We start from the raw sequence: 26,082 nt of genomic DNA, 5'->3' as shown, positions 1-26,082 counted from the left end.
CTCAATCCCCCAGGAGCGTCTTTCCAATCAACTCATCCACCTCCGCAGCCTTTGGCGCGGTGGCCGGGCCCCAGCGTGTAACCGCAATCGCCGCCGCCGCATTGGCGCGCACAGCGGCCGTTTCCGCAGAAAGGCCTGCCGCCAACCCGGCCAGCAACACACCGGCATGGGCATCGCCCGCACCATTGGTGTCGATGGCCGTGACCGGAAAACCCCCCACGTGTTGCGCGTTGCTTCCCTGACGAATCCAGCAACCTTGCGGGCCGTCGCGCACCACGATCAACGCGCCCTGATTCAACCACCTCGCCAATTGCTCCAGCGCATCGGCAATCGCCTCGCAGCCGGTGAAACGCAACGCCTCTTCGCAGTTGCTGGTCCACAGCGTGATCATCGGCAGCACGGCCTGCATCTCGGCGCTGTCCGGTGAATTGACCAGCGGCCCCGGGTCGAACACCACGCCTGCGCCCTTCGGCAACTCAGCCAGCCAGCTCAGCAAGGCCGACACTTTATGCTTGTGCAGCAGGCTGTAACCGCTCACGAACACATAGTCTTCGGGCTGCACTGCCACGCTGTGCAGGTCGTCGCGGGACAAGCCGCCCTCCGCGCCGACGTAGGAGATGAAAGATCGCTCGGCGGAGGGTTCGATCAATGCCACCGACAAGCCCGTGTCCTGATCGTCCGAACCTGGCGTAGCGATTTCAATGCCTTCGGCGGTCATCGCCCCACGGGCCAGGTCGCCGAAGCGGCCGGCGCCGTGACGACCAAGATAGACCGTCAGCAGGCCGTTACGGCAGGCCGCGGCCATGACGTTGAAACCACCGCCCGTCTCGAACGTCGCCGAGCGGGCAAGCACATCGCCCCCCGAGCGCGGCAAGGCATCGAGCGCCATGACCAGGTCCACCACGACCTGGCCGGTGTACAGCAATCTACCGGGCATGAGCAGCCTCTTTGGTGACGACACGGCGGTCGCGGGAACCGCCGAGCAATGCATACAGGCCGCCAGCGACCACGAAGGTCACGATCCAGCCCAAGCCGTTGTGGCCGAACCAGGAATCAGACAGGAAGCCCTTGAACAGCACGTTTTCCGGCGTGGTCGCGACGGTGGTGAAGCTGAAGCCCAGCACGATCGCCAGTGCCCACGCACCCAGCGCTCGCCATTCGATACCGCCGCGATACCAATAGGCGCTGCGGGGCGACACGTCCATCAGGTCTTTGGCGGAATAGTAGTGGCGATGAATCAGGTCGACCACAAAGATCCCGACCCACGCCGTGATCGGCACGGCCAGCATCGAGATGAAGGTGATGAACGGGCCGTAGAAGCTGTCGGCTATCAGCATGAAATAAATCGAGCCGGCGAAGATCGCCACGATGTCGACGATCACCGCGTGAACGCGCTTGATCTTCAGCCCCAGGGTCAGCGTGGTCAGGCCCGCCGAGTACACCGACAGGTTGTTCGACAGCAGCAGGCCGCCGAATGCGGTGATCAGGTAAGGAACGGCCATCCAGGTCGGCAGCAGTTCGCGGATCGCGATGATCGGGTCGGTCGCCGAGGCCAGGTGATCGTTGCCGACTGACAACAGACCACCAAGGGTGATCAGCAATACCAGCGGAATGCCCGCGCCGAACGCTGCCGAGGCGACCAGTCGAGTGGCCTTGACGCTGCCGTGCTGATAACGGGACATGTCAGCACCCGCGTTGGCCCAGCCGATACCGGTGCCCGCAGCCATGGTGCCGACGCCGATGATCATCGCGCTCACCGGGGCTGGCGTGGCGTTGAACACCGCCGTCCAGTCAATGTGCGCGATCAGGAAGCCGCCGACGATGACGTTCAGCGCACCAAAAATATAGGTCGCCCATTTCTGGATGACCAGCAAAGTGGCGTGGCCCAGCCCCGAGACGGTCAGGGTCATCAGCACGAAGATCGCGATGAACAGCAACGTCAGGCCCGGCGAGTTTTTCGCCTCGACCGCCGTGCCGAACAGGATCGAGCACAACGACAGCAGCACGAACGCCGCCGTGGTGGTGTTCACGGTTTCCCAGCCCAGACGGGACATCAGCGAAACGATGGTAGGACCGATGTTGCCGCGCACCCCGAAGATGGCGCGAGAGAGGGTCAGACTCGGCGCGCGACCGCGACGCCCTGCAATGGAAATCACACCTACCACGGCAAAGGAGCCTGCCGCCCCAAGAATTGCCACGATGATTGCCTGCCCGATCGACAGACCGCGAAAGGCCACCAGTGTCGCGCCCAGCGGCAAGCCGAGAATGCTGATGTTGGCGGCGAACCAGACCCAGAACAGTTGCAGCGGATGCCCGTTGCACTCGTTTTCCGGAACCGGCTCGATGCCGCGTGTTTCAAGCTGTCCTGCGCCTTGAGCGGCGTTGGATGACGTCATGGGAAATGCTCCTGTTGCCATTTGTTCTGGTTGTGGGCACTACGCAACGCAAGTGACATCCGTGTCGCAGGACGCCTTCGGTGTCCGGTCTGGACAGTAAAAGGCTCCGGATCGCCGCTGTGATCAGGGGCAATGGGGGTGTCTCTTATTTAATTCCGCTTGTCAGTTCAGTTTGCCGGCGTCGGTCAGACCGCACGCAGGGACAGCAAATGCTCGACCACTGGGTAAAGCTCGAGCCCGTTCACGGTCTTAATCTGTTCGATCAACTCGGTCGGCCAGGCGCTCATGCCCTGGCATGCACCCAGCATCGCGCCAAGAATCGCGGCGATGGTGTCGGTGTCGCCGCCCAGGCTTGCGGCCATGCAGACGGCATCGAAAGCCGTCAGCTGACCCGACGCGACCTGATGTGCCAGCGCGAAAGCGGCCACCACCGATTCCTGCGAGGCCACTGACGTGCCGATCACGTCGTAGATCAGTTCAGGCAGTTGGTCATTGCTGCAGTCGGCGCAGAGCTTTTTCGCCCAGACGATACGCGCCGCGATGCGACCGCCCGCAATCCAGTGACCGTGACGCTCGGCGCGTTGCGCAATGCGCACGGCGATGTCCAGCGCATCACTGAGGCTGACGCCGTTGATGCCCGCCGACACCACCGCCGCGACGGCGGCGGCACTGGAAATGCCAAGGGTGGTGTTGTGGGTCACCTGACACGCCTGCATCACCGACTCGACAAACTGCGCTTCTTCCTGCACATCAGCGGCAATGCCGACCGGCGTGATGCGCATGGCGGCGCCATTGGTGGTGCCAAAACGGCCTGACTCCTCAGGGCTGTGGCCTGCCAGAATCATTTCAATGGCGCGCTTGGTGGACGGGCCAAGCAGGTCTTGCGAGCCTTTGGCCTGCATGACCACTTCCCAGTCGATCAGGCTCTGCGCCAGGTCAGACGGCTCAATGCGTCCGCCGCCGGCAATCAGCAGCTCCGCCACCAGGACCGCCTGCTCGGTGTCATCCGTGATCGAGCCGGCCACCATGTTCGGGGCGATGGGCTGGTCGGCATCGGCAGCGGTGAGCGTGGTAATGCAGTCAAAGCGTTGCTTGATCTGCTCGCGACTCAACGACTGCGTGGGCATACCCAACGCATCGCCAAGGGCCAGGCCGTAGAAAGCGGCCAGCGCGCGGTCGCGAATGTCGATCAATGCGGTCATGTAGACGATCCAAAAGCCAGGTGAAGACGAAAATGCACGGGATCCAGAAGGCTTTCCACGTGCTCCATGAAACGGTGTCGCCGGTCGAACGTGGTCCGTGTCGCCTTGAGAAACACCGAGCCGGGTTCGCGCAGCATCAGCGCGGCATCGTCGTTGCTCAACGGCTCCGCGCCGATCCATTGGTCGCCGCGATCACCGACGTACCCATGAGCCGCCAGTGTCACGGTCAACGAGTCATCGATAAGCCCGTCGCGGGGCAGGTTTTCGAGGCCATTCATGGCCGGGATCAAGACGCGCTCAAGCGACACCACACTGCCGTCCGCCGCCGTGCGACGGCGATCCAGCGCAATGTAATCCGCCGTGCCGAAGCGGCCCTCAAGATCAGGACGCTGCACGGCAACCAGCCGCAGGATTTCAGTGCTGACCCGAGCGCCAGTGTCAGCCAGTGCCTGCGCCCAACCCGCGCGCTGATCCAGGGAAATCCCGTCGTAGGTCACGATCGAACCCACGCCCGTCTGGGTCGCGATGTAATTACGGCGTTTGAGTTCGGACAGCGCCTCGCGCAGGGTGCCGCGGCTGACGTTGAATTCCTGGGCTAGCAGGTTTTCGCCTGGCAGCAGCTCACCGGAACCCATCTGGCCGGTTTCAATGCGACGGGCGAGCTCATCGACCACGCGTTTTTTCTTGTCAAATCGAACCTGTCTAATCATGTACAAATTGATATCCGAAAGAGGTGGATGGGAGCAAGCGGTTTTTTTAACGAGGGTTGGAAATGTGTGACAGCGGTTGCAGTGCGTCGCGAGCAGGCTCGCCCTCACCCGGGCAACGAGGAGCCCTGTGGAAGCGCGCCTGCTCGCGAACGCGTCAGTCAGCGTAGCTCATCATTCGTCGGCGTTAACGACACTCGACTGTTCGCTGATGATCTGACGAATGGCCCCCACAAACACGTCAACCGGCTGCCCCCCGGTCACGGCGTATTGGTCGTTGAAGACGATGGTCGGCACCGAGCTGACACCGCGCGTGACCCAGAGCTCTTCCAGCTCGCGCACCTGGGCGGCGTATTGGTCGGACGCCAGGACCGCCTCGGCCCGGACACGGTCCATGCCGACTTTCTGCGCGACGTCCGCCAGCACCTTATGGCTGGACACATCGGCGTGCTGGCTGAAATACGCCGTGAACAGCGCCTCTTTCAGCGCCTGTTGCTTGCCTTCCAGCTCAGCCCAATGCAGCAGGCGATGCGCGTCGAAGGTGTTGTAGATCCGGCGGTCGCCCGGTTTGAAGACGAAGCCCAGTTCCGCGCCGCGCTCACGAATGTTTTCGGCATTGGCTTGGTACTGCTCACGCGTCGAACCGTATTTCTCGGCGATGTGCTCGAAGATTTCCTGACCTTCAGGGACCATCTTCGGGTTGAGCTCAAACGGCTGGAAGTGAATGTGCGCCTGGACTTCATCACCCAGGTGCTCAAGCGCCTGATCCAGCGCCCGCAAGCCGATGATGCACCACGGGCAGGAAACGTCGGAGATGAAATCGATTTTCAGCGGAGTGCTCATGGCAGCCTCATGCAAAAGAGGAAAAACGCCACGATACGCCGATCAGGCTCAGGCACAAACCTGTAGGCGCGTTTGCCCGCGATCGCGGCGCGTCAATGACGGTGATGGCGTCGGACACGCCTCATTCGCGGGCAAGCGCGCTCCTACACATACGGCGCATCACGTTCAGACACAGTAAATCCCTGAAACACCCCGAAGCAGCCGATCGACGCCGCCCCTGTAGGAGACGTCCGAGGTTACGAGGGCAGCGAACTGCGTATCACGTTCAGACACCGTAAATCCCTGAAACACCCCGAAGCAGCCGAACGACGCCGCCCTTGTAGGAGACGTCCGAGGTTACGAGGGCAGCGAACTGCGCATCACGTTCAGACACCGTAAATCCCTGAAACACCCCGAAGCAGCCGAACGACGCGGTCCCTGTAGGAGACGTCCGAGGTTACGAGGGCAGCGAATGCGGTCTACCCATAACCCTCAGTGTGCCGGCTTCAAAGTGCCGCCACGTGCGACGCGTCCTCACGATGCTCACGCAGGTAAGGCAACACGGCAGCGAGCAACGGGGCCTTGAAGGCTTCCTGGAAACGATGCGCCAGCCCCGGGATCAGCTTCAACTGGCTGCCCTGGATATGCGCGGCAACATGAATGCCGTGCATCACCGGCAACAGCGGATCGGCGGTACCGTGCACCACCAGCGTCGGAACGCGCAGGCGGTTCAATAATTCGACGCGGCTGGGTTCGGCGAGTATCGCCAGAATCTGCCGCTTCACGCCTTCAGGATTGAACGCACGATCGTAGGAAATGGCCGCCTGCTGCAACAGCTTTTGCCGATCATCCTTAACTTCCGGACTGCCCAGCGCCGCCAGCAAATCCGCCTGCTGTTCGAGCGCCGTCTGACGATCGGGCGCGCCACGGCGGGCGAGCAGTTGCAGCAATGCAGGGCTTGGCATCGGCAAACCGGGTGCGCCGGAACTGGTCATGATGAGGGTCAGGCTTTCGACACGCTTGGGCGCCATGTCCGCCAGATGCTGCGCGATCATCCCGCCCATGCTTGCGCCCAGCACATGGAAGCGCTGAACGTGCAGGGCGTCCATCAGCCCCACGGCGTCCTGGGCCATGTCGGTCAGTGAATACGGCGCCGACACCGGCAGGCCGATCTTGTAGCGCAGCACTTCGTACGTCAGGTTCGCGGTGGCAGGCGCCTGGACCCACGTCGACAGACCGACATCGCGATTGTCGTAGCGAATGACCCGGAAACCTTGCTGACACAGCGCGACCACGACCTCGTCCGGCCAGTGAATCAGCTGGCCACCCAGCCCCATGACCAGCAGCAGCGCCGGGTCCGAATCTCGACCGATACTTTGATACGCCAGGTGCACCTCATCGAGCTCGGCCACTTGCGTGGGAACGTTGACATCGCATCGAGAAGCCGCAAAAGACGGCAAGCTGCACAAAAGCGCAGCCAGGAAAAATAAAACCCGCATGAAAAACACCGAAACGCAGAACCCCAGTAAGCCGCGAGTCTGATGAAGTTTTCCCAAGCGCGCTGCCACAGTTGCATGACATTTTGATGAAGGGGGCTCAACGGTCGTGAAGCAACCGCAAGCGGCAAGTTGGAAGCGGCAAGAAAAGCAGACCGCGCCTGCTTCGGTGCCTCTGTTGAAGGTGATTGAAACGGTGGGCGCACTGCTATGCAATAAGGGTTGTTCGAGGATCTACGTCCTGCATCGCAGTTGTGAGTGCGAGCTTGGATGGTGTGCATTTCCGCTATTTGGGGTGACGCTGAGGGCTTGGTTTGTCCTAACGTCCAAACTGTTCCGCCTTCGGCGGGTTACTTGAAAAGACACCAAGTAACCAAGTGTTGAACTGACCCCCGAAAGTTGGACAAATTACAGACTCATTATCTGGCTTCGAAATTGTACCGGACTGAGGCCGTTGAGCTTCATGCTGATCCGCTCGTGGTTGTAGTAATGGATGTACTCGTCGAGCCCGGCTTCTAATTGCTCAACGGTGTCGAAGCGCTCAAGGTAAAAAAACTCGCTCTTCAGAGTGCCGAAGAAGCGCTCCATCACAGCGTTGTCATAGCAGTTCCCTTTACGCGACATGCTTTGTTGAAGGCCTTTTTGGGCCAGCCGATGCCGGTAATTAACCTGACGATACTGCCACCCCTGATCCGAGTGCAGCAAAGGAGTCTGCTCTGGCCCCAGTCGTGCCAGAGCCTTCTCCAGCATTTTTGACACCAGCTCAAACACCGGCCGCCTGCTGGTCTGGTAAGCCACGATCTCCCGGGTACAAAGATCCAGTACTGGTGACAGGTAAAGCTTTTGCCCGTTGACCTTGAACTCGGTGACATCGGTCACCCATTTTTGGTCGGGAAGGTCGGCCTTGAATTGGCGCGCCAACCGATTAGGCGCTGTCTCGCCCTCCGGGCCTTTGTAGGAGCGATATTTCTTGATCCTGACCAACGACTTGAGCCCCATCATCTGCATCAACCGCTGTACCGTCTTGTGATTGGCATGTTCGCCTATCTGTCTCAGGACCGCGGTGATACGGCGATAGCCGTAACGTCCCTTGTGCTGCTCATAGATGCGTCGCACGTGAGCCTTGAGCCCGGCGTGTTTATCGCGGGCAACGGCCTTGGCCTGATAGTAGAACGTGCTGTGGGCCAAGCCGGCAGCACGCAACAGCCATCGCATCGAATGCTCATGCCTCAATCCCTGGATTATGTGCGCTTTTTGGCTCGCGCTGCATTCTGCTCCCGGATCAAGGCATCGAGCTTTTTTAAGTAGGCATTCTCCGCTCGCAGGTAACCCAGCTCATCGAGCAGTTCCTGGCGAGTACGCTCGTCATCGCCAGGGCAAGGCTGTACAGCTTTTTCAGATGGTTTTTGGGGCATGGCAGGCTCTCTCTCCCGATGCGGCTTCAGCGCATTGATACCTCCGGCATGGTACAGCCTCTTCCATTCCCCGATGCTGTTTTGCCCGCGGATGCCAAAGAGAATGGCGGCTTGCTGGTCCGACAATCCATCCTGCTCAATGCGCTGTAGAACACTGAGTTTGAACTGGGCGTCATAGCGGCTGTACTGCCTCGCAAGGCCGGGCAGACCGTGTTGCTGATAGCTGCGCACCCAGCGCTGCAGGATGGAGTGACCGATACCATTTTTGACTGCAACCCCGTTGGTGCTGCTGCCGGCCAGGCATTGTTTAACCAGTTTGAGTTTGAAGGCTGGATCGTACTTCGTCATGGCTGTTCCCTCGGTTGGACTGGGTGTCCAACTTTCGGGGGTCAGTTCAGGTCTATGCTCCCGGTTGGGCTCCTCCTTCGTCGGAGTTCCTTCACTCCGGCGACGCTCCGTGGGCCCGCGCTTAACGGACATCCATGTCCTAGCAGCGCTCTCGCGGCATCCATGCCGCTCGGCCCACTCCGCATCGCATGCGTTCAGCCTGCACCCAAGTCGCGTTTTGTGGTGTCTGGGCTGCTGCGGCATGAAGATCAAAAGCCACAGCGCGCTTTGCGCTGCCTAGATCAACACCTCGATCGTTGAACAAACATGAACCTGTAGGACTTAGTTTGCTGACGAATGCGGTGTCTCATTCACCTTTAATGAAACTGGCTCACTCCCATCGCGAGCACGCTGATGGTTCCCACGCTCCGCGTGGTAACACATATCAGAGACGCTCTGCGTCATCCGGGGGTGTGGCCCATGCTGTCAGGCCAGCTCGGCCCTCAACTGCCGGGCCGCCGCCACCATGTTCACCAACGCCGCCTCGGTTTCAGGCCACGCGCGGGTCTTCAGGCCGCAATCCGGGTTCACCCACAACCGCTCTGCCGGAATGCGCTGCACCGCCTTGTTCATCAGCGTCATCATTTCCGCCTTGTCCGGCACCCGCGGAGAATGGATGTCGTAAACGCCTGGGCCGATGTCATTCGGGTAATCAAACGCCTTGAACGCCTCCAGTAACTCCATGTCCGAGCGCGAGGTTTCGACAGTGATCACGTCGGCGTCCATGGCGGCAATCGACGCGATGACCTCGTTGAACTCGCTGTAGCACATGTGGGTGTGGATCTGGGTCTCGTCCCGAACGCCCGAAGCGCACAGACGGAACGCTTCCACCGCCCAGTCCAGATACTCCGTCCATTGCGCACGACGCAACGGCAAACCCTCACGGAAGGCCGCCTCGTCGATCTGCACGATCTTGATGCCCGCACTTTCCAGGTCAACCACTTCGTCTCGAATGGCCAGCGCCAATTGCTGCGCCTGCACCTTGCGTGAAACGTCTTCACGCGGGAACGACCACATCAGCATGGTCACCGGCCCGGTCAGCATGCCCTTCATCACCTTGTCGGTCAGGCTCTGCGCGTACTCGATCCAGTCCACGGTCATCGCCTGCGGACGGCTCAAGTCGCCCACAATCACCGCCGGTTTCACACAACGGGAACCGTAACTCTGAACCCAGCCGAAGCGGCTGAACGCATACCCGTCCAGTTGCTCGGCGAAGTATTCGACCATGTCATTACGTTCAGCTTCGCCATGCACCAGCACGTCCAGGCCCAAAAGCTCCTGGGTGTTCACGGCATGGCGTATCTCGGCGCGCATGGCGTCGTGGTAATCATTGGCCGACAGCTTGCCCTGCTTCCACGACTGACGAGCGAGACGGATCGACGCGGTCTGTGGGAAAGAGCCAATCGTGGTAGTCGGAAACGCTGGCAGATTCAAACGGGCACGCTGCAGGTCGATACGTTCGGCAAATGCCGATTGACGCTGGCTGTCGGCGGCGGTAATCGCCGCCACACGCGCCTGCACCTCAGGCTTGTGAATGCGTGGCGACTGTTGGCGGCTCAACTGCACCGCACGGCTCTCGGCAAATGCAGTCTGTACGCGCTCGGCCTGAGGATCGTTGAGGGCGGTGCTGAGGATCGAAATTTCATTACATTTCTGTTTGGCGAAGGCCAGCCAGCTTTTCAGTTCGGCATCCAGTTGGTCCTCACGCTCCAGATCGACCGGGCTGTGCAGCAGCGAGCAAGAACCCGCGACCCACAGGTTATCGGCGAAGCGCAGCTGGGCTTCGAGCAACCCCTCACGCGCAGCCTCCAGATCGCAACGCCAGACGTTGCGACCGTTCACCACCCCGAGCGACAACACTTTGTAAGTCGGCAGACGATCCAGCAAAGCCGGCAATTGCTCAGGGGCGCGCACCAGGTCCACATGCAGACCGGCCACCGGCAGCGCAACCGCCAGGCCGAGGTTGTCCTCCAGACCGCCGAAATAGGTTGCGATGAGCTTCTTCAGTGGCGAGTACTGCAGGCTGTGATAGGCGCGTTCAAAGGCGTTTTTCCAGTCCTGCGGCAGATCCAGGCTGAGAATAGGCTCATCGATCTGAACCCATTCCACGCCCTGCCCGGCCAGACGACCGAGAATCTCGCCATAGATCGGCAGCAGGCGGTCCAGCAGTTCGAGCTTGTCGAAGCTGTCGCCTTTGGCCTTGCCCAACCACAGATACGTCAACGGCCCGATGATCACCGGCTTTACCGTGTGACCCAATTCCGTGGCTTCGTCGACCTCTTCAAACAGCTGTTCCCAGCTCAGTTTGAAGTGTTGATCACGGGTGAATTCCGGGACCAGGTAGTGGTAGTTGGTGTCGAACCACTTGGTCAGTTCCTGAGCGTACTGCGCTGTGCCGTGATTGCCACCGCAGCAGGCACTGGAGGCACCCCGGGCCATGGCGAACAGCGTGTCGAGGGTGGGCAGGCCTTTTTCGTTTGTCACGCCGGCGAAACGTTCGGGGATTACCCCGAAGGTCAGCGAGTGCGTCAGCACCTGGTCATACCAAGCGAAATCCCCTACAGGCAGCAGGTCGATCCCTGCGTCTTTCTGGAGCTGCCAGTGAGCAGCGCGCAGCTCACGTCCTACCGACTGCAGAGCCGCCTGATCAAGATCGCCCTTCCAGTAGGCTTCCAGTGCTTTCTTCAGTTCGCGGTCGGCGCCAATGCGCGGAAATCCAAGGTTATGGGCCAGGGCCATGACAACTACTCCACTCAAAATATGGCGCCATTGTCGACACTCGCTGTTACATGAGACAAACTCATTGTTTTCGTGTTGATCACAAAATTCATTCATGGAGCGCCACGGTGCTTGAGATACGCCACCTGAAAACCCTGCACGCGCTGCGCGAGGCTGACAGCCTGGTCGATGCGGCGGATCGCCTGCATCTGACGCAATCCGCCCTGTCCCACCAGTTCAAGGAACTGGAGGAGCGCATGGGCATGCCGCTCTTCGTGCGCAAGACCAAGCCGGTACGCTTCACCAGCGCCGGGCTGCGGTTGCTGCAACTGGCCGACTCGGTATTGCCGCAATTGCGCAGTGCCGAGCGGGACATCTCGCGTCTGGCGGGCGGCGTGGCCGGGCGTCTGCACATGGCGATCGAATGCCACAGCTGCTTCCAGTGGCTGATGCCGACCATTGATCAGTTCCGGGATGCATGGCCTGAAGTCGAGCTGGACCTTGCCTCGGGTTTTGCCTTCGCGCCCTTGCCGGCTCTGGCCCGTGGCGATCTGGACCTGGTGGTGACCTCGGACCCGGTGGATCTGGTAGGCATTACCTACGTGCCGCTGTTCACCTACGAGGCCATGCTCGCCGTGGCGAATCAACACCCGCTGGCGAGCAAGCCCTATGTTGTCCCGGATGACCTGGCCACTGAGACGCTGATCACCTACCCGGTCGAGCGTGACCGGCTGGACATCTTCACGCGTTTTCTGGAGCCCGCCGACGTCGAGCCCGCGCAGGTACGCACCTCAGAGCTGACAGTGATGATGATGCAGCTTGTCGCCAGCGGCCGCGGCGTGTGTGGGATGCCGCACTGGGCGCTGCATGAATACAGCTCACGCGGCTATGTAAAAGCCAAGCGGCTGGGTGAGAAAGGGTTATTTGCGACGCTGTACGCGGCGATTCGCGCCGACATGCTGGACGCGCCGTATATGCGTGACTTTCTGCTGACGGCGAAAGACACGTCGTTCTCGACGCTGGATGGAGTCAGTGCAGTGCGGTGAATTGGGAAGCTCTGGTGTAGGAACTCGCTTGCCCGCAATGGCGGCGTATCGGTGATGACGGCGGTGACTGACGCACCGCAATCGCGGGCAAGCGTGCTCCTACAGGGTTCGTTGCAAGACTCAGGCGCTTTGCAGACGTCGATACAACGGCAAAATCGAATCCCGCGTCAGCGGCGCCAGAGCCACGTGGCTTACATCACCGGCGTCGACCCACAGAACTTCTTCGATCTCGGCAGCCGGGGTGACGTCCTGCGCAACGTCCAGCCGATACAGCTGGCAGTTCACCTCGAAGCCCGGCTCGTTGGCGGCGACCGCTGAAAACTCGCCCAGAAACTGCGCCTGCTCCGGCTCGACCCGCAATCCGAGTTCCTCATGGAGCTCACGCGCCAGCGCATTCACCGCCGTTTCACCCGCATCGATCTTGCCGCCCGGCTGCATGAACGCCTGCGTGCCGCGCTTGCGCACCAGCAAGGTTCGACCATCGGCGCCAATCAGCAACGCTGCAGCGATGCGAATGACCTTCACAGCACCACCTCGGTTTTCAGTGCGCGATGTTCATCCGCGCGTTCCAGCGCCAGCACGATCAACCGATCAATCAGCTCCGGATAGCTCAACCCGCTGGCCTGCCAGAGTTTCGGGTACATGCTGATGGAGGTGAACCCAGGAAGGGTGTTGACCTCGTTGATGATGATTTCACGCGCGTCGGTGACGAAGAAATCCACCCGCGACAAACCGGCACAACCCAATACGCGATACGCCTGCAAGGCGACTTCACGCACGGCTTCGCTGAGGTCTGCCGAGAGCTCGGCAGGGATTGCGATCCGCGCCTGACCGTCGTTCAGGTACTTGGTGTCATAGGCGTAGAACTCATCGTTGGCGACTACCTCGCCGCAGACGCTGACCTGCGGGGCGTGGTTGCCCAACACCGCGCACTCCACCTCACGCCCGACGATGCCCTGTTCGATCAGAACCTTGTTGTCGTACTCAAACGCCAGCTTCAAGGCGGCAACGTAACCGGCCTCGTCCGTGACCTTGCTCACGCCGACGGAGGAGCCCTGACTGGCAGGTTTGACGAACAGCGGCAGGCCCAGTTGCGCCGACACACTGACAAAGTCCACCGACTCGCCCCGGTGCAGGACCACAAACGGCGCCACGGCAATGCCCGCGTCACGGAGCAGGCGCTTGGTCACGTCCTTGTCCATGCACACCGCCGAACCCAGCACGTCGGGACCCACGAACGGAATATCGAGCAGACGCAACAGGCCTTGAAGGGAGCCGTCTTCGCCAGAACTGCCGTGGATCAGCGGAAAGACCACATCAATGCGCGGCACTTCCAGACCGGTTTCCACCTCAACGAACTGAGGGCCTTGGGCACCGGGCATCAGCGACAGCAGCCGACCGGATTCGCTGAGCTTGATGTGCGCCGGATCGGTCGCATTCTGCAGGTAATCGCGCTCGTCAAACCGCAACCAATGACCTTGTTTGTCGATGCCGATCAGGGTGATGTAGTAGTTGTTGCGATCAATCGCATTGATCACGTTGCGTGCCGATTGCAACGACACTTCATGCTCGGAGGATTGCCCACCGAATACGATGGCGACTGACTTTTTCAAAACGGAAACTCCTGGATTTCAGGTCGCAGAGCTAAAAGCAATTTGCGTCCATAGTCCAGTGTCCGGGGCATCTGAATGACGGAATGACCCTCCAGAACACCCGTTAATGGCAGAACCGGTTAGCCAGAGCCTGTCTGCGCCACCACCTATCAGCTGTTATGTTCCGAAAACCCAACACCAGATCCCGACAAACAGCCAAAAAAAATCCCGCACCCCAGGTCATCGAAAAACGACACCCAAAGCGCGGGACCTGCCTGCGGTCATTCGGCTTTCCTGGCCCCAGACCCAAACGTCGCGAACCGCTTGTTAAAGCCCGCAATACGCCCCTCAGTCGTGGTCTTGCGTTGCTGGCCGGTGTACATCGGGTGCGAAGCGCTAGACACATCGAGCGCCACGTACGGATAGGTCTGACCGTCGGAATGCTTCTGCGTCCGGTCGGTGTCAACGGTCGAACCGATCAGAAAATAGACGTCGGCTGCCGTGTCGTGAAACAGAACCTGACGGTAGTCGGGATGGATATCGGCTTTCATGGCGCTCTCCAGATTTAGGTGATCATGTAATACGTTATACAGTAACAATTAGAAAAAGTTCAACTCCCCAAATATTGTAACTGTTACAACTTTGGCCTTTGATCTGGCCGCAAGTGCCTATAAGGTTCGCGCCGCTGACCAAAGCACCCCCGAAACCCATCGGGAACGGAATGAAAAATCACCACCAGGGAGTTGTGCAATGCCAATGATCGATCGATACGAAATGAGCATCCCCAGCCACATGCGTCTGATCGATGCCCGAAGCGCGCTGAATGTTCTCGAGCGTTTCGTGCAGGAAGCCGACGTTCAGATTGACCGTGATGTACTGGCGGACAAGCTGGAGCCATTGATAGACGCATTGACCGAAGCCGCGGACGCAGCGCTTCCCGTGGACAGCCATGAAGCGTTCAACCGCTGGGCGTGCGAGCTGGGCTACATCGCACTGTCGCCCAAGGAAGCCGAACTGATCCAGGACATTCGCAGCTGCACCGAAGAAGGACAGGAAGACATCAGCAAAATGGTCGAGCAGACCCTTGAAACCAAGGAACGCGTCTTCGGCCAGTAACGGGCGGAGCTGATACTTTCAACACGTCATCTGATCGAGGGGAGGGTCATGTGAAATACAGGGGCGCGCCATTGCAGCGCGCCCCGTTCTTGAATTACGCCGCTTCCTGGAAGTCCATCTCAGGCGGCTGACGGCGGAACCCGCCGGTAAGCCAGGCCAGGTAGAGACAACCCAGCACCAGCCAGCTCACGCCGAGCATGATCGCCAGCTTGTCCAGGCTGACCATCAGCCACACGTCGGCCAACAGGCCGATCAGCGGACAGATCAGGAACAGCAAGACCTCGCGAAGACCGCGTTTTTCACCGGCGATCCAGTAATGGAAAATCACTGAAAGATTGACGAGGCTGAACGCCAGGAACGCACCGAAATTGATGAACGACGTCGACGTGGTCACGTCCAGTTTCAAGGCGAGCAGCGCCACCACGGCGCAGAGCAGGATGCTGTTGACCGGTGTACCGAAACGCTCGCTCAACGCCGCGAAAAACGACTTCGGCAACACACCGTCACGCCCCATCGCGAAGAGCAGGCGCGAACCGCTGGCCTGAGCCGAAAGCCCCGAGGCGAACTGACCAACGATCAGGCCGATCAGGAAGATCGTCACGAACAGGTCCCCGCCAATATTGCGGGCGATTTCGTACGCCGCTGAATCAACGTTTTCGAACTGCGCAGACGGATGCGCCAATTGCACGAAGTAGGACACACCGACGAAGATCAAGCCGCCGATCAAGGTAATCATCATGATCGCCCTTGGAATGGTCTTGCGCGGGTCTTTGGTTTCTTCCGTCAGGGTACTGACCGCGTCAAAACCCAGGAACGAGTAACAGGCAATCGCGGCGCCACTCATGATCAGCGGCATCTGCATGTCACCGTTGAAGAACGGCGTCAGTGTCCACAACGGTGTGCTGGCATCGCCCCCGATGTAGTGGATGCACAGCGCGACGAACGCAGCCAGCACGAGGAACTGCACGATCATCAGCAGGGCGTTGACGGTGTTGGCCAGTTTCAGCCCCACGATGTTGATCAAGCTGGTCACGACGATGAACGCCAGTACCCAGACAGGCTGCGGCACAGAGGGAAAGGCCGAGCCCAGGTATGCAGCGCCGATCAACCAGATCGCCATCGGCAGGAACAGGTAATCAAGCAGCACTGCCCAGCCCGCGATGAAACCCAGCTTCGGGCTGATTGCCTTGCGCACGTAGCTGTAGGCCGAACCCGCGACCGGGTAAGCCGCAGCCATGCGGCCGTAACTCATGGCGGTGAAGAACATCGCCACCAAGGCCGCGAGGTAAGAAGCCGGGACCATGCCGCCTGTGGATTGCGCAAGGATGCCGAAGGTTCCGAGCACGATGATGGGGGTCATATAGGCGATGCCGAACAGCACCACCGACCCTAATGAAAGGGTGCGTTGCAAACGAGCCATGAGCGACTACTCCGAATTTATAGGTTTTATGGCAGAGAAAAGTTCGGCAGAACAAAGGCGTTTCTTTTTATTGGAAACTGCCGGGCAGTCGCCGCAACGACGCTCGGCAGGCACTGCTTTTATGCGTGTTTTGGAATCATCAGTTCTCGCACACCGTTGGCGTGCTCGATCACTTCACCTGGCAGGCGCAGGCGCTGATCATCCAGGTAGCGGTAGTCGCGGCGCGCTGCTTGCAGCAGGTTGATATCGAGCTGGGCGCTGAATTGGCACTCTTCGCGGCCAGCTTCCTGCAACAGCGTGCCAAACGGGTCGACCAGCGCACTGCCACCGGCGAAGACCAGCCCGCCATCGCCTTCACCCACACGATTGACCATCAGCGCGAACGCCTGATTTTCCTGGGCGCGTGCCATGATTGCGGTGCGATGCGTCGGGCCGTAAGGGTCCATGTTGCCGTTGGTCACGATGATCAGCTCGGCACCCAGCTGCGCCAGCGCACGGGCCGACTCGGGGAACTCGATGTCATAGCAGATCAACAGGCCGACCCGCACGCCATTCCACAGACAGGTCGCATAACGGTCTCCGGGCGTAAACACGCCACGATCGGACGCCCATAGGTGGGTCTTGCGATACCGCAGCGCGATGCCCTCGGGCGTGATCAACAAGGTGGTGTTGTAGAACCGACCGTCATCGCTTTCGGCCATACCAATGACCACCGAGACGTTGCGCGCCCGAACGGCCTGCCGCACGGCTTGAACGGTTGGACCGTCCAGTGGCTCGGAGACCTGAGCGACGGTCTCGCTGGAGGGAAACCCCATCAGATGCGTTTCCGGGAATACGATCAGCGCAGTGTCATCGGCGCAGGCGGCGATGGCATTAAGCGCGCGCTTCAGATTATGGCGCGTGCCATTGTCCTGGCCCGTCATTTGGGCAAATTCGACCTTCATGGGTTCTCCTTATCGAGTCACGTTGCCGATCGGGCACAAAATGCTGGCCTGATCATTGGCTCTGCGGGCAGTATGCGCATCAGCAAGTGTTACGGGGAATTACGCAGCTGTAGTAACCCAATAGGGGTAGATCAATGACAATCGCACTTCAGGACATGGCCTGGCATCGCTCGGTCGCCCAGCTGATCGAAGCGCTGGACCGGCCCAACTTCTGGGCACAACTGGTGCGGCTGCTCAATCAATACGTGACGTTCGATAGTTGGGTGGCCCTGCAGTTCAGCGCTGGAGACCGGCCTCAGGTCTTCGCCGAATGCCCCGCCGAGGACGGCAACCCCGATCAGTTGTTTCAGGACTACCTGAAAGGCCTTTATCTGCTGGATCCGTTCTACATCGCCAGCCGCGAGCGCTCGCAAAGTGGGCTGTTCCGGCTGGCTGAGGTTGCCCCGGAACACTTCGAACTGACTGAGTATTACCAGCGATACTTTCGTCTGAATGTCGTGGCCGATGAAATCCAGTTCAATTGCCAGCTCGACAACGACCGCACGCTTTGCCTGTCGCTGGGCTCGACGCAGCGCTTCACCGCCGAGCAGATCGCCTTGCTGTCGATGATTCAACCGTGGGTCATTGCCCTGTTGCGTCAGCGCCTGCCGTTTGAGCTGGCGGAGCCTGTGGCCGATGACGAACGCACCGCTGCGCCGTTGCCGACCGCCGACTGGCGCACCCAACTGGAAGCCTCGGTGCAGCAGAGCCGTGGCGCCCAACTGACCGCGCGTGAGCTGGACGTCGGCCGTTTGATGCTCAGCGGCTGCTCGAGCAAGGAGATCGCGCGCAAGCTGGAAATCTCTGCCGAAACCGTGCGCGTTCACAAGAAACACATGTACAGCAAACTCGGAATCAAATCCCAGTCAGAACTGTTTTCGATTTTTCTTCAGGCGCAGAGCGCTTGAGGCAAAGGAAAGTCTTGCCGAAAAAAGGCGCGGCACAGCGTCTCTTCCATCAACCGTGTTCAGACCCCAGGATTGCCTATGAGCCTGTCCCTTCTAAGTCGCTACGCCTTTTTCGTCGGGTGTGTATTGTTCACCCTGCTGAGCCTCCCGTTCCTCTACCACGAGTGGCTGTGGCCGTTCACACTCGCGACGGCGATCCTCAGCCTGATCGGTATTTTCGACCTCATTCAAGTCCCGCACTCGGTGCGCCGTAACTATCCGATCCTGGGCAACATCCGGTACGCCGTCGAAACGATCCGCCCGGAAATCCGCCAGTACCTGCTGGAGTCCGACAGCGACGCCCTGCCCTTCTCTCGTGCGCAGCGTTCGCTGGTGTATGCACGCGCCAAGAATGAATCGGCCGACAAACCGTTCGGCACCCTGATCGACGTTTATCAATCCGGCTTCGAATTCATCAGCCATTCCATGCGCCCGGCGCCGCTGTCGGACCCTAACCAGTTCCGGGTCACCGTCGGCGGCCCGCAGTGCACTCAGCCATACTCGGCGTCGATCTTCAATATTTCGGCCATGAGCTTCGGCTCGCTCAGCGCCAATGCGATCCGGGCGCTGAACAAAGGCGCCAAACTCGGCAACTTCGCCCATGACACAGGCGAAGGCAGTATCAGCCCGTATCACCGCGAAAACGGCGGCGACCTCACGTGGGAGCTGGGCAGCGGCTATTTCGGCTGCCGCACCGAAGACGGCCGTTTCGACCCTGAGCGTTTTGCCAAACAAGCGCAGGACCCGCAGGTCCGCATGATTGAAATCAAGATGAGTCAGGGCGCCAAACCCGGCCACGGCGGCATCTTGCCCAAGCACAAGGTCACCCGGGAAATCGCCGACACGCGGGGTATCCCGATGGGCGAGGACTGCATCTCGCCATCGCGTCACAGCGCCTTTTCCACGCCGTTCGAAATGATGCAGTTCATTGCGCAACTGCGCGAGCTGTCCGGCGGCAAACCGGTGGGCTTCAAGTTCTGCCTGGGTCACCCCTGGGAATTCATGGGCATCGCCAAGGCCATGATCGAAACCGGGATCCTGCCGGACTTCATCGTCGTCGACGGCACCGAAGGCGGCACCGGCGCAGCCCCTGTCGAGTTCACCGACCACATGGGCGTACCGATGCGCGAAGGCTTGCTGTTCGTGCATAACACCCTGGTCGGCCTCAACCTGCGCGACAAGATCAAACTGGGGGCGAGCGGCAAGATCGTCAGTGCTTTCGACATTGCCAGCGTGCTGTCCATCGGCGCCGACTGGGCCAACTCCGCCCGCGGCTTCATGTTCGCCATCGGCTGCATTCAGTCGCAAAGCTGCCACACCAACAAATGCCCGACCGGCGTCGCCACTCAGGATCCGTTGCGCCAGCGCGCACTGGTCGTCCCGGACAAGGCACAACGGGTATTCAATTTCCACCGCAATACCCTGCACGCCCTGGCCGAGATGCTCGCAGCCGCAGGTCTGGACTCCCCTGATCAACTGGAAGCCAAACACCTGGTGCGCCGCATGTCGGCCACCGAGATTAAGCAGTTCTCCCAGTCTCACGTGTTCCTGCAACCGGGCCAGTTGCTCAACGGTATCGTCGACGACAGCTTCTACTCACGGACCTGGCGTATGGCTCGGGCGGACAGTTTTGAGCCCAATGAGATTGATTGATCTGACCCTGTAGCGCCCGACTGCCAGCCGCGGTGGTTTCAAGCGTCGCCGCCGCTGGCAAGCATTACCGTCTGTAGCTCGCACCGTTGAAACGGTGCCCGCAGACCTGAGACATTCTGTAATACCCCCCTTTTGCTTTTCCCCCCTGAAACAGCCACCCTGCGCGCCGCCGATCAGCGCCCGCTGTCGGCGTGGAACCAAGGCCGCATGCGGCCCTTCTTTAAACAGACTTGCAAGAGCCCCACCGTCATGACGAACGGACGCGACCATCGAATCGACTTCTTTCGAGGTTTGGCGCTGATCTTCATTTTTTGGGATCACGTACCGGACAACCCTTTCGCGCAACTCACCCTGCGTAATTTCGGCTTCAGCGACGCCGCCGAGGTGTTTGTCTTCCTCGCGGGCTATGCCGCCGTGCTGGCCTATGGACGTGTGGTCGCGCGCGACGGTTATGTCGTCGCCTGCCTCAGGATCCTGCGCCGTACCTGGGTGCTGTACGTCGCGCACATTTTCCTGCTGACCTTATTGATGGGCATCGTCTTCGTCGCCAACAACCATGTCGAAACCCGTGACATGGTGCGCGAGATGGGCCTTGAGTATTTCGTCGGCAACCCGCAACAGGCACTCGCCGACGAGCTGTTGTTGCGCTTCAAGCCCAACCTGACCGACCCGCTGCCGCTTTACATCCTGCTGATGGGCGCCTTGCCACTGATCCTGCCGATCATGCTGCGCAACGTGGGGGTTGCTGTCGGCCTGTCGATCGCGATGTACATGATGGTGCCGCTGTTCGGCTGGAACCTGCGGGCCTACGAAGGCGGGGGTTACTGGTATTTCAACCCGGTGGCGTGGCAATTGATCTTCGTGCTGGGCGGCGCCTTCGCGATGTACACCCAGCGACCTTCGAGCCTGCGCCCGAACGTACGCCCGGTGTGGCAGCAGCCGCTGTTTCTGTTGGCTGCTGTTTACTTGCTGATAGCAGGCCCCATCACCTTCCTCTGGAAATTCCCCGACGTTCACGATGCACTGCTGCCGAAGGCGTTCACCGACCTGATTTATCCGATCAGCAAAACCGACCTGTCGCCACTGCGTCTCCTGCATTTCGTGGCGCTGGTGTATGTGGTCGCCAAATCGCTGCCGGCCTCCACGGCGTGGCTGGACAACTGGCCTGCCCAGCAAACCTGCCGCATGGGCCGTTACTCGCTGGAAATCTTCTGCCTGGGCGTGGTCCTCGCGCCGCTGGCGGATGGCGTCAACGCGCTGGCCGGTGATGTCTGGCAGATGCGCGTGATTACGGCGTTGCTGGGGCTGGGGTTGATGCTGCTGTTGTCTAATTGGCTTGAGCTGAACAAGCGATTGGGGAGCCCGAAGGTGGCGACGGTGGTGCGGGCTTAAATTCCGGGCGACGGTTCGCATAACGGTCCTCGATCCACTTTCCATTACAAATTCTTCATCCTCCCCGCCCAGCGTCTAAGCTTGTAGTCAGGTGCGATTAACAGGTTTAACCGGGCCAACGATATGGGCGCTTTGTGGCATTCAGACGAGAAGAAGGCTGCGGTCAAGGCTGACAGTCAGGGGGATGTACCGATGCCGGCACGCCCACGGCGCAAGTGGTATCTGTGGCGCTTGCTGGTGGGGTTGGTGTTGTTGGCGTTGGTGATCCTGGGATTTGCCGTGTCGACGGAAACCCGCAGTTCGAGGCTTCAGGCGCGCGAGTTCAGCCAGTTCGCCCATGAACTGAATTACACCGTGGAGCCCGGTCCCAGCGACGCGATTCTGTATCCGGGGGACGGGCCTTTCGACAAACGCCTGGGCTACTCATCGCTGGGCGAATTCCTGCCCCGCTTGCTCAAACGTGATTACCGGATCACCGAGCAAGCCCGGTTCTCTCCCGAGCTTGTTTCCTACGCCAAGCGCGGGTTCTTCGTGCCGTACCAGGAAAAGAGTCAGTCAGGCCTGACCATTTTCGATTGCAGGGGCGATTCGCTGTATCAGTTCACGTACCCGCAGCAGTTATACCCAACCTTCGTGTCGATCCCGCCTGTGGTGGTCAACAGCCTGTTGTTCATCGAAAACCGTGACTTGCTCGACAACAAGCAGCCAATGGCCAACCCTGCGGTGGACTGGCCGCGCTTTCTCAAGGCCGCCGTGTCACAGGTGGCGAAGCTGGTTGGCCTGCCGGGCCAGTCGGCGGGCGGGAGCACGCTGGCCACGCAACTGGAGAAATACCGTCACTCGCCCGATGGCCTGACGCAGTCGGGTGGCGAGAAAATACGTCAGATGATTTCCGCCAGCGTGCGCGCCTATCAACCCGGCCCGCAAACGCTGGAGGCACGGCAACGGGTGGTGCGCGACTACCTCAACAGCGTGCCGTTGTCGGCGGTGCCTGGGCATGGCGAAGTGCACGGCATGGCTGAAGGTCTGCGCGTCTGGTACGGCGCCGATTTTGACCGGACCAACCAGTTGCTGGCATCGCCCGCCACAGACCCGAAAACCATGGCGGCCAAGGGTCTGGCGCTGCGTGAAGTCCTGTCGCTGGTCATCGCCCAGCGCCGGCCTTCGCACTATCTGGCGAAGGGCCGCAAAGAGCTGGCCGACCTGACTGACAGCCATATCCGTTTGCTGGCGCAGAACAGGGTGATCGACCAAGCACTGGCAGACGCCGCGATGGGCGCCACCGTGACCTACCGTGACTGGGTGCAGCAGCCGACCGTGCAACCCATCGAGACCAACAAAGGCATCACGGTCGCCCGCACGCGTCTGTCGAACATGCTCGACAGGACGCTTTACGATCTTGACCGCCTCGACCTGTCGGCCACCAGCACGCTGCAAAGCGATCTGCAATTGAGCGTCGGCCAGTACCTGCGTGACCTGGCAAACCCTGAATACGCCGCGCAGCTAGGTCTGCTCGGCGAGCATCTGTTGACACCGACCAGCACCCAAGCGGTGCGCTACAGCTTCACGCTCTTCGAACGCGACGCCGATGGCTCACGGGTCCGCGTGCAGACCGACAGCACGGATCAGCCGTTCGACATCAACGAAGGCAGCAAGCTGGAGCTGGGCTCGACCGCGAAAATGCGGGTGTTGACGACGTATCTGCAAATCATCTCGGAAATTCACGACAAATACGCCGGGATGAGCAACGCGGAGCTCAAGAAGGTTCCGGTCGAAGACCCTGACCGGCTGAGTCGCTGGGCGCTGGATTACCTGATGCAAAACAATGACCGCGACCTGTCGAAAATGCTCACGGCAGCGCTGGACCGCAAATACTCCGCCAGCCCCGGCGAGTACTTTTTCACCGGTGGCGGCATGCACCACTTCAATAACTTTCGTCGCGAAGACAATGAGCGCATCCCGACCCTGCGCGATGCACTGCGGGAATCGATCAACCTGCCGTTCATTCGGTTGATGCGTGATGTGGTGCGCTACACGACCTACCAGGGGCCGAACAACAGCGCCGTGCTGCTCAAGGACGACAGCGACCCGCGGCGTCAGGAATACCTGGCCGATTTCGCCGATCGCGAGGGCACTTCGTTCCTGCTCAGGTTCTGGAAACGCTATAAGAACAAGACCACACAGGACCGCCTGGACACCTTCCTCGATGGGGTCCATCCGTCTGCCAGCCGCCTGGCGGCCGTACACCGTTACCTGTTGCCCGACGCAACTCAAAGCGCGTTCAACGCTTTTGTCCGCGCCCATGTCGTGGCGGACAAACGCCAGCCACCGCTCAGTGAAAAACGACTCGACGAGCTGTATTACGCGTACGGTCCGGGTAAATTCGACCTGCCCGATCAGGGCTTTGTCGCCCGGGTTCATCCGCTGGACCTGTGGCTGGTGGGCTATCTGCTGCAGAACCCCGATGCAAAATTCAAGGAGGCTGTCGCTGCCAGCCGCTTTGAACGCCAGGAGGTATACAGCTGGTTATTCAAGAGTCGGCACAAGAGCGCGCGAGACAGTCGCATCCGCACGATGCTGGAGATCGAGGCCTTCCTCGACATTCATCAACGCTGGCAACGCCTGGGGTATCCTTTCGACCATCTGGTCCCTTCGCTGGCGACCGCCATCGGCAGCTCGGGCGACCGTCCGGCCGCGTTGGCCGAGCTGATCGGGATCATTCAGAACGACGGGATCCGGTTACCGGTCCTGCGCATCGACAGCCTGCACTTTGCGGCCGACACACCCTACGAAACGCTGCTGACCAACAACCCCGAGCTGGGCAAACGCGTGCTGCCTTCGGCCGTCGCGACCGCGATGCGCGAGGCGCTGTCGCAGGTGGTGGACGCCGGCACCGCAAGGCGCGTGTCGGGCAGCTTCAAATTGCAGGACGGCACCACACTGGCGATGGGCGGCAAGACCGGTACAGGTGACAACCGCATCGAAAGCTTCGGTTCCGGCGGGCGGATTCTCGCGTCCAAGGCGATCAACCGCACCGCGACGTTCGTGTTCTACATCGGCGACAACCACTACGGCACGTTGACGGCGTACGTGCCGGGACGCGCGGCCGAAAGCTTCAAGTTCACCTCGGCATTGCCGGTTCAGGTCCTCAAAGGCATGGCGCCGATCCTCAATCGCTATCTGGAGCCCGGGACTTACACCCAGTGTAAGACGCCAGCGGCCACGCACGTGGCGAGCCTTCGCTGATCCTGCTTTCTTCCAGCCACGAAAACCTCACTCATGCCGGCCAGGAGCGATCCAGGCGACCGCACAAACGAGAACCGTTCGTCTTTAATCCTCTTGCAGACACTTTAAGATATATCTTAAGGTATATCTAACTGTAACGAGAGATGAAAAAAGATGAGAGACCACTCACACGATCACCCCCATCACCACCGCCCTCACTTCGGTGACCACGGCGACGGCCGCGATGGTTTTGAAAAACGCACAGGTCGGGAACGCGGTGGACGCGGACCTCGGGTGTTTGCTCCCGGCGACCTGAAACTGCTGCTGCTGGCACTGATTGCCGATCAGCCCTGCCATGGCTACGACCTGATCCGCCAGATCGAAGGCTTGTTCGACGGGGCCTATAGCCCGAGCCCCGGTGTGATTTACCCCACCCTGACGTTTCTGGAAGAAAGCGAGCTGATCGCTGGCGATGCGGAAGGTGGCAAAAAGCGTTACCAGATCACCCCGGCCGGTCAGCAACACCTGATCGAGCAGGCCGTCGCGCTGGATGGCGTGAAGATGCGCATTGAGGTCAGCAAGCGATCGCTGCGCGGCCACGATCGGCCACCGGAAATTCACGAGGCTGTGCACAACCTCAGGCACGCCCTGCACATGCACCATGGCCGCTGGAGCCCGGAAGAAATCATCCGCGTTCGCGACCTGTTGAACGAAACCGCCAAAGCCGTCGCCGATGGCCCCCACAATCGGTCGGAGAAGTCCGTATGAATTCACAGCAATCGATTCACCGCGTCAGTCACGAAATCAAGCGTCGCAAACTCGAGGTGCTGCGCATCACTGACCTTACGCCACGGATGCGCCGTGTGACCCTGCACGGGCCTGAGCTGACCGGCTTCATCAGCCTGGGCACCGACGATCACGTCAAACTGCTGTTTGCTACCACGCCAGAAGAACAGGCGGCATTGGACAACTTCATGCCCGGCGCGAATGCAGACGGCCCAAAGCCGGCCATGCGCGACTACACGCCCCGCCGCTACGACGCAGCGTCGGGAGAACTGGACATCGACTTCGTGCTGCATGGCGATGGCCCTGCCGCGACATGGGCGGCGCAGGCGGCTGTCGGACAACACCTGTACATCGCCGGTCCTCGTGGCTCGATGATCGTGCCGGACATGTTCGACAGTTACCTGCTGATCGGCGATGAGACGGCCCTGCCCGCCATCGCCCGTCGCCTGGAAGAACTGCCAGCCAATCGCCGTGCACAGGTGGTGGTTGAGATCGAAGACGCCGCTGAACGCCAGCCGCTGACAAGCCAAGCGCAGGTTGAAGTGATCTGGGTGTTGCGCGGTGAGCAAAGTCTGCTGGACGTGACGCGTCAGTTGACGCTACCGGAAGGGAGTCTGTATGCATGGGTGGCGACGGAATCTGCGTTGTCACGCAAGGTGCGTCGGGTGCTGCTCGACGAATTCAAACTTGATGAGGCAGCGGTGAAGGCGGCAGGTTACTGGCGTCTGGCCGACACCGACGAAGAATAACGAGACGCTGCCTGTAGGCCTTCGCAGCCA

21 protein-coding genes are annotated in these 26,082 nt (G+C 60.4%); 8 read left to right on the top strand and 13 right to left on the bottom strand.

From position 1 onward, the window contains the following. Position 1 precedes the first annotated feature (1 nt). The 8 genes from AB4N84_RS17020 to metE all read right to left on the bottom strand — a co-directional run bounded on the left by AB4N84_RS17020 (position 2) and on the right by metE (position 11,164). Positions 2-937: a PfkB family carbohydrate kinase gene (locus AB4N84_RS17020; protein ID WP_460042340.1), complete on the bottom strand. Its 936-nt coding sequence runs from the start codon at positions 935-937 to the stop codon at positions 2-4. Further along, on the bottom strand, positions 927-2,396 hold the full coding sequence (locus AB4N84_RS17015; protein WP_460042339.1) for a purine-cytosine permease family protein: 1,470 nt from the start codon (positions 2,394-2,396) through the stop codon (positions 927-929). The genes AB4N84_RS17020 and AB4N84_RS17015 overlap by 11 nt, the downstream gene beginning before the upstream one ends. A gap of 185 nt (positions 2,397-2,581) precedes the next feature. Beyond that, on the bottom strand, positions 2,582-3,598 hold the full coding sequence (locus tag AB4N84_RS17010) for an ADP-ribosylglycohydrolase family protein (protein WP_460042338.1): 1,017 nt from the start codon (positions 3,596-3,598) through the stop codon (positions 2,582-2,584). Then, positions 3,595-4,308: a GntR family transcriptional regulator gene (locus tag AB4N84_RS17005; RefSeq protein ID WP_074753163.1), complete on the bottom strand. Its 714-nt coding sequence runs from the start codon at positions 4,306-4,308 to the stop codon at positions 3,595-3,597. The genes AB4N84_RS17010 and AB4N84_RS17005 overlap by 4 nt, the downstream gene beginning before the upstream one ends. Before the next feature lie 171 nt (positions 4,309-4,479). Next, positions 4,480-5,148, bottom strand: a complete 669-nt coding sequence (locus tag AB4N84_RS17000) for a DsbA family oxidoreductase (protein ID WP_460042337.1) — start codon at positions 5,146-5,148, stop codon at positions 4,480-4,482. A 485-nt stretch (positions 5,149-5,633) separates the two neighbouring features. Then, positions 5,634-6,626 carry an alpha/beta fold hydrolase gene (locus AB4N84_RS16995; protein ID WP_074753165.1) on the bottom strand — a complete coding sequence of 331 codons (993 nt, stop codon included), beginning with the start codon at positions 6,624-6,626 and terminating at the stop codon, positions 5,634-5,636. A 405-nt stretch (positions 6,627-7,031) separates the two neighbouring features. Next, positions 7,032-8,386 (bottom strand): IS3 family transposase gene (locus AB4N84_RS16990; protein WP_460042336.1). Its coding sequence is split into 2 segments (ribosomal slippage): positions 7,032-7,927 and positions 7,927-8,386, totalling 1,356 coding nucleotides; the frame shifts between segments, so codons are not numbered across the junction. Between the two features lie 465 nt (positions 8,387-8,851). Further along, on the bottom strand, positions 8,852-11,164 hold the full coding sequence (metE, locus tag AB4N84_RS16985; RefSeq protein WP_460042335.1) for a 5-methyltetrahydropteroyltriglutamate--homocysteine S-methyltransferase: 2,313 nt from the start codon (positions 11,162-11,164) through the stop codon (positions 8,852-8,854). A 107-nt stretch (positions 11,165-11,271) separates the two neighbouring features. On the opposite strand from metE, the gene metR reads away from it, so the two are divergent. Then, on the top strand, positions 11,272-12,189 hold the full coding sequence (gene metR, locus AB4N84_RS16980) for a transcriptional regulator MetR (RefSeq protein WP_460042334.1): 918 nt from the start codon (positions 11,272-11,274) through the stop codon (positions 12,187-12,189). Positions 12,190-12,309: 120 nt separating this feature from the next. Here metR and AB4N84_RS16975 read toward each other — a convergent pair whose 3' ends face one another. From AB4N84_RS16975 to AB4N84_RS16965, 3 genes are all read right to left on the bottom strand, one after another. Continuing rightward, positions 12,310-12,714, bottom strand: coding sequence for an NUDIX hydrolase (locus AB4N84_RS16975; protein WP_460042333.1), 405 nt, complete (start codon positions 12,712-12,714; stop codon positions 12,310-12,312). Further along, positions 12,711-13,802 (bottom strand): D-alanine--D-alanine ligase, encoded by a 1,092-nt coding sequence (ddlA, locus tag AB4N84_RS16970; protein WP_460042331.1) that lies wholly within the window; start codon positions 13,800-13,802, stop codon positions 12,711-12,713. Before ddlA ends, AB4N84_RS16975 begins: the two co-directional genes overlap by 4 nt. Positions 13,803-14,062: 260 nt before the next feature. Beyond that, the gene (locus AB4N84_RS16965; protein ID WP_074755767.1) at positions 14,063-14,332 is read right to left on the bottom strand and encodes a type B 50S ribosomal protein L31; all 270 of its coding nucleotides are present in this window, start codon (positions 14,330-14,332) and stop codon (positions 14,063-14,065) included. A gap of 199 nt (positions 14,333-14,531) precedes the next feature. Here AB4N84_RS16965 and AB4N84_RS16960 point away from each other — a divergent pair, with 199 nt between their 5' ends. Then, positions 14,532-14,897: a hypothetical protein gene (locus tag AB4N84_RS16960; protein ID WP_074755764.1), complete on the top strand. Its 366-nt coding sequence runs from the start codon at positions 14,532-14,534 to the stop codon at positions 14,895-14,897. Positions 14,898-14,991: 94 nt separating this feature from the next. Here the strand turns inward: AB4N84_RS16960 and AB4N84_RS16955 are convergent, their stop codons facing one another. Together AB4N84_RS16955 and AB4N84_RS16950 are read right to left on the bottom strand one after the other, a co-directional pair. Continuing rightward, the gene (locus AB4N84_RS16955; RefSeq protein ID WP_074755762.1) at positions 14,992-16,317 is read right to left on the bottom strand and encodes an APC family permease; all 1,326 of its coding nucleotides are present in this window, start codon (positions 16,315-16,317) and stop codon (positions 14,992-14,994) included. Positions 16,318-16,436: 119 nt separating this feature from the next. After that, positions 16,437-17,261, bottom strand: a complete 825-nt coding sequence (locus tag AB4N84_RS16950; protein ID WP_074755760.1) for a carbon-nitrogen hydrolase family protein — start codon at positions 17,259-17,261, stop codon at positions 16,437-16,439. A gap of 134 nt (positions 17,262-17,395) precedes the next feature. Here AB4N84_RS16950 and AB4N84_RS16945 point away from each other — a divergent pair, with 134 nt between their 5' ends. The 6 genes from AB4N84_RS16945 to AB4N84_RS16920 all read left to right on the top strand — a co-directional run bounded on the left by AB4N84_RS16945 (position 17,396) and on the right by AB4N84_RS16920 (position 26,052). Then, the gene (locus tag AB4N84_RS16945; protein ID WP_074755758.1) at positions 17,396-18,208 is read left to right on the top strand and encodes a helix-turn-helix transcriptional regulator; all 813 of its coding nucleotides are present in this window, start codon (positions 17,396-17,398) and stop codon (positions 18,206-18,208) included. A gap of 78 nt (positions 18,209-18,286) precedes the next feature. After that, entirely contained in the window at positions 18,287-19,900 is a 1,614-nt protein-coding gene (locus AB4N84_RS16940) for an FMN-binding glutamate synthase family protein (RefSeq protein ID WP_460042330.1), read from the top strand. Between the two features lie 249 nt (positions 19,901-20,149). Next, a complete protein-coding gene (locus tag AB4N84_RS16935; RefSeq protein ID WP_074755754.1) occupies positions 20,150-21,292 on the top strand; it encodes an OpgC domain-containing protein in 1,143 nt (380 codons plus the stop codon). Between the two features lie 123 nt (positions 21,293-21,415). Beyond that, positions 21,416-24,538, top strand: a complete 3,123-nt coding sequence (locus tag AB4N84_RS16930; protein ID WP_460042328.1) for a transglycosylase domain-containing protein — start codon at positions 21,416-21,418, stop codon at positions 24,536-24,538. Between the two features lie 153 nt (positions 24,539-24,691). Continuing rightward, positions 24,692-25,285, top strand: a complete 594-nt coding sequence (locus tag AB4N84_RS16925) for a PadR family transcriptional regulator (RefSeq protein ID WP_460042327.1) — start codon at positions 24,692-24,694, stop codon at positions 25,283-25,285. Continuing rightward, positions 25,282-26,052 carry a siderophore-interacting protein gene (locus AB4N84_RS16920; RefSeq protein WP_460042325.1) on the top strand — a complete coding sequence of 257 codons (771 nt, stop codon included), beginning with the start codon at positions 25,282-25,284 and terminating at the stop codon, positions 26,050-26,052. Before AB4N84_RS16925 ends, AB4N84_RS16920 begins: the two co-directional genes overlap by 4 nt. Positions 26,053-26,082 lie beyond the last annotated feature (30 nt).

Source organism: Pseudomonas sp. S2_H01, from assembly GCF_054668305.1.
The sequence above is the reverse complement of the archived record's forward strand: the minus strand, read 5'-3'. Positions and strand labels throughout refer to the sequence as shown.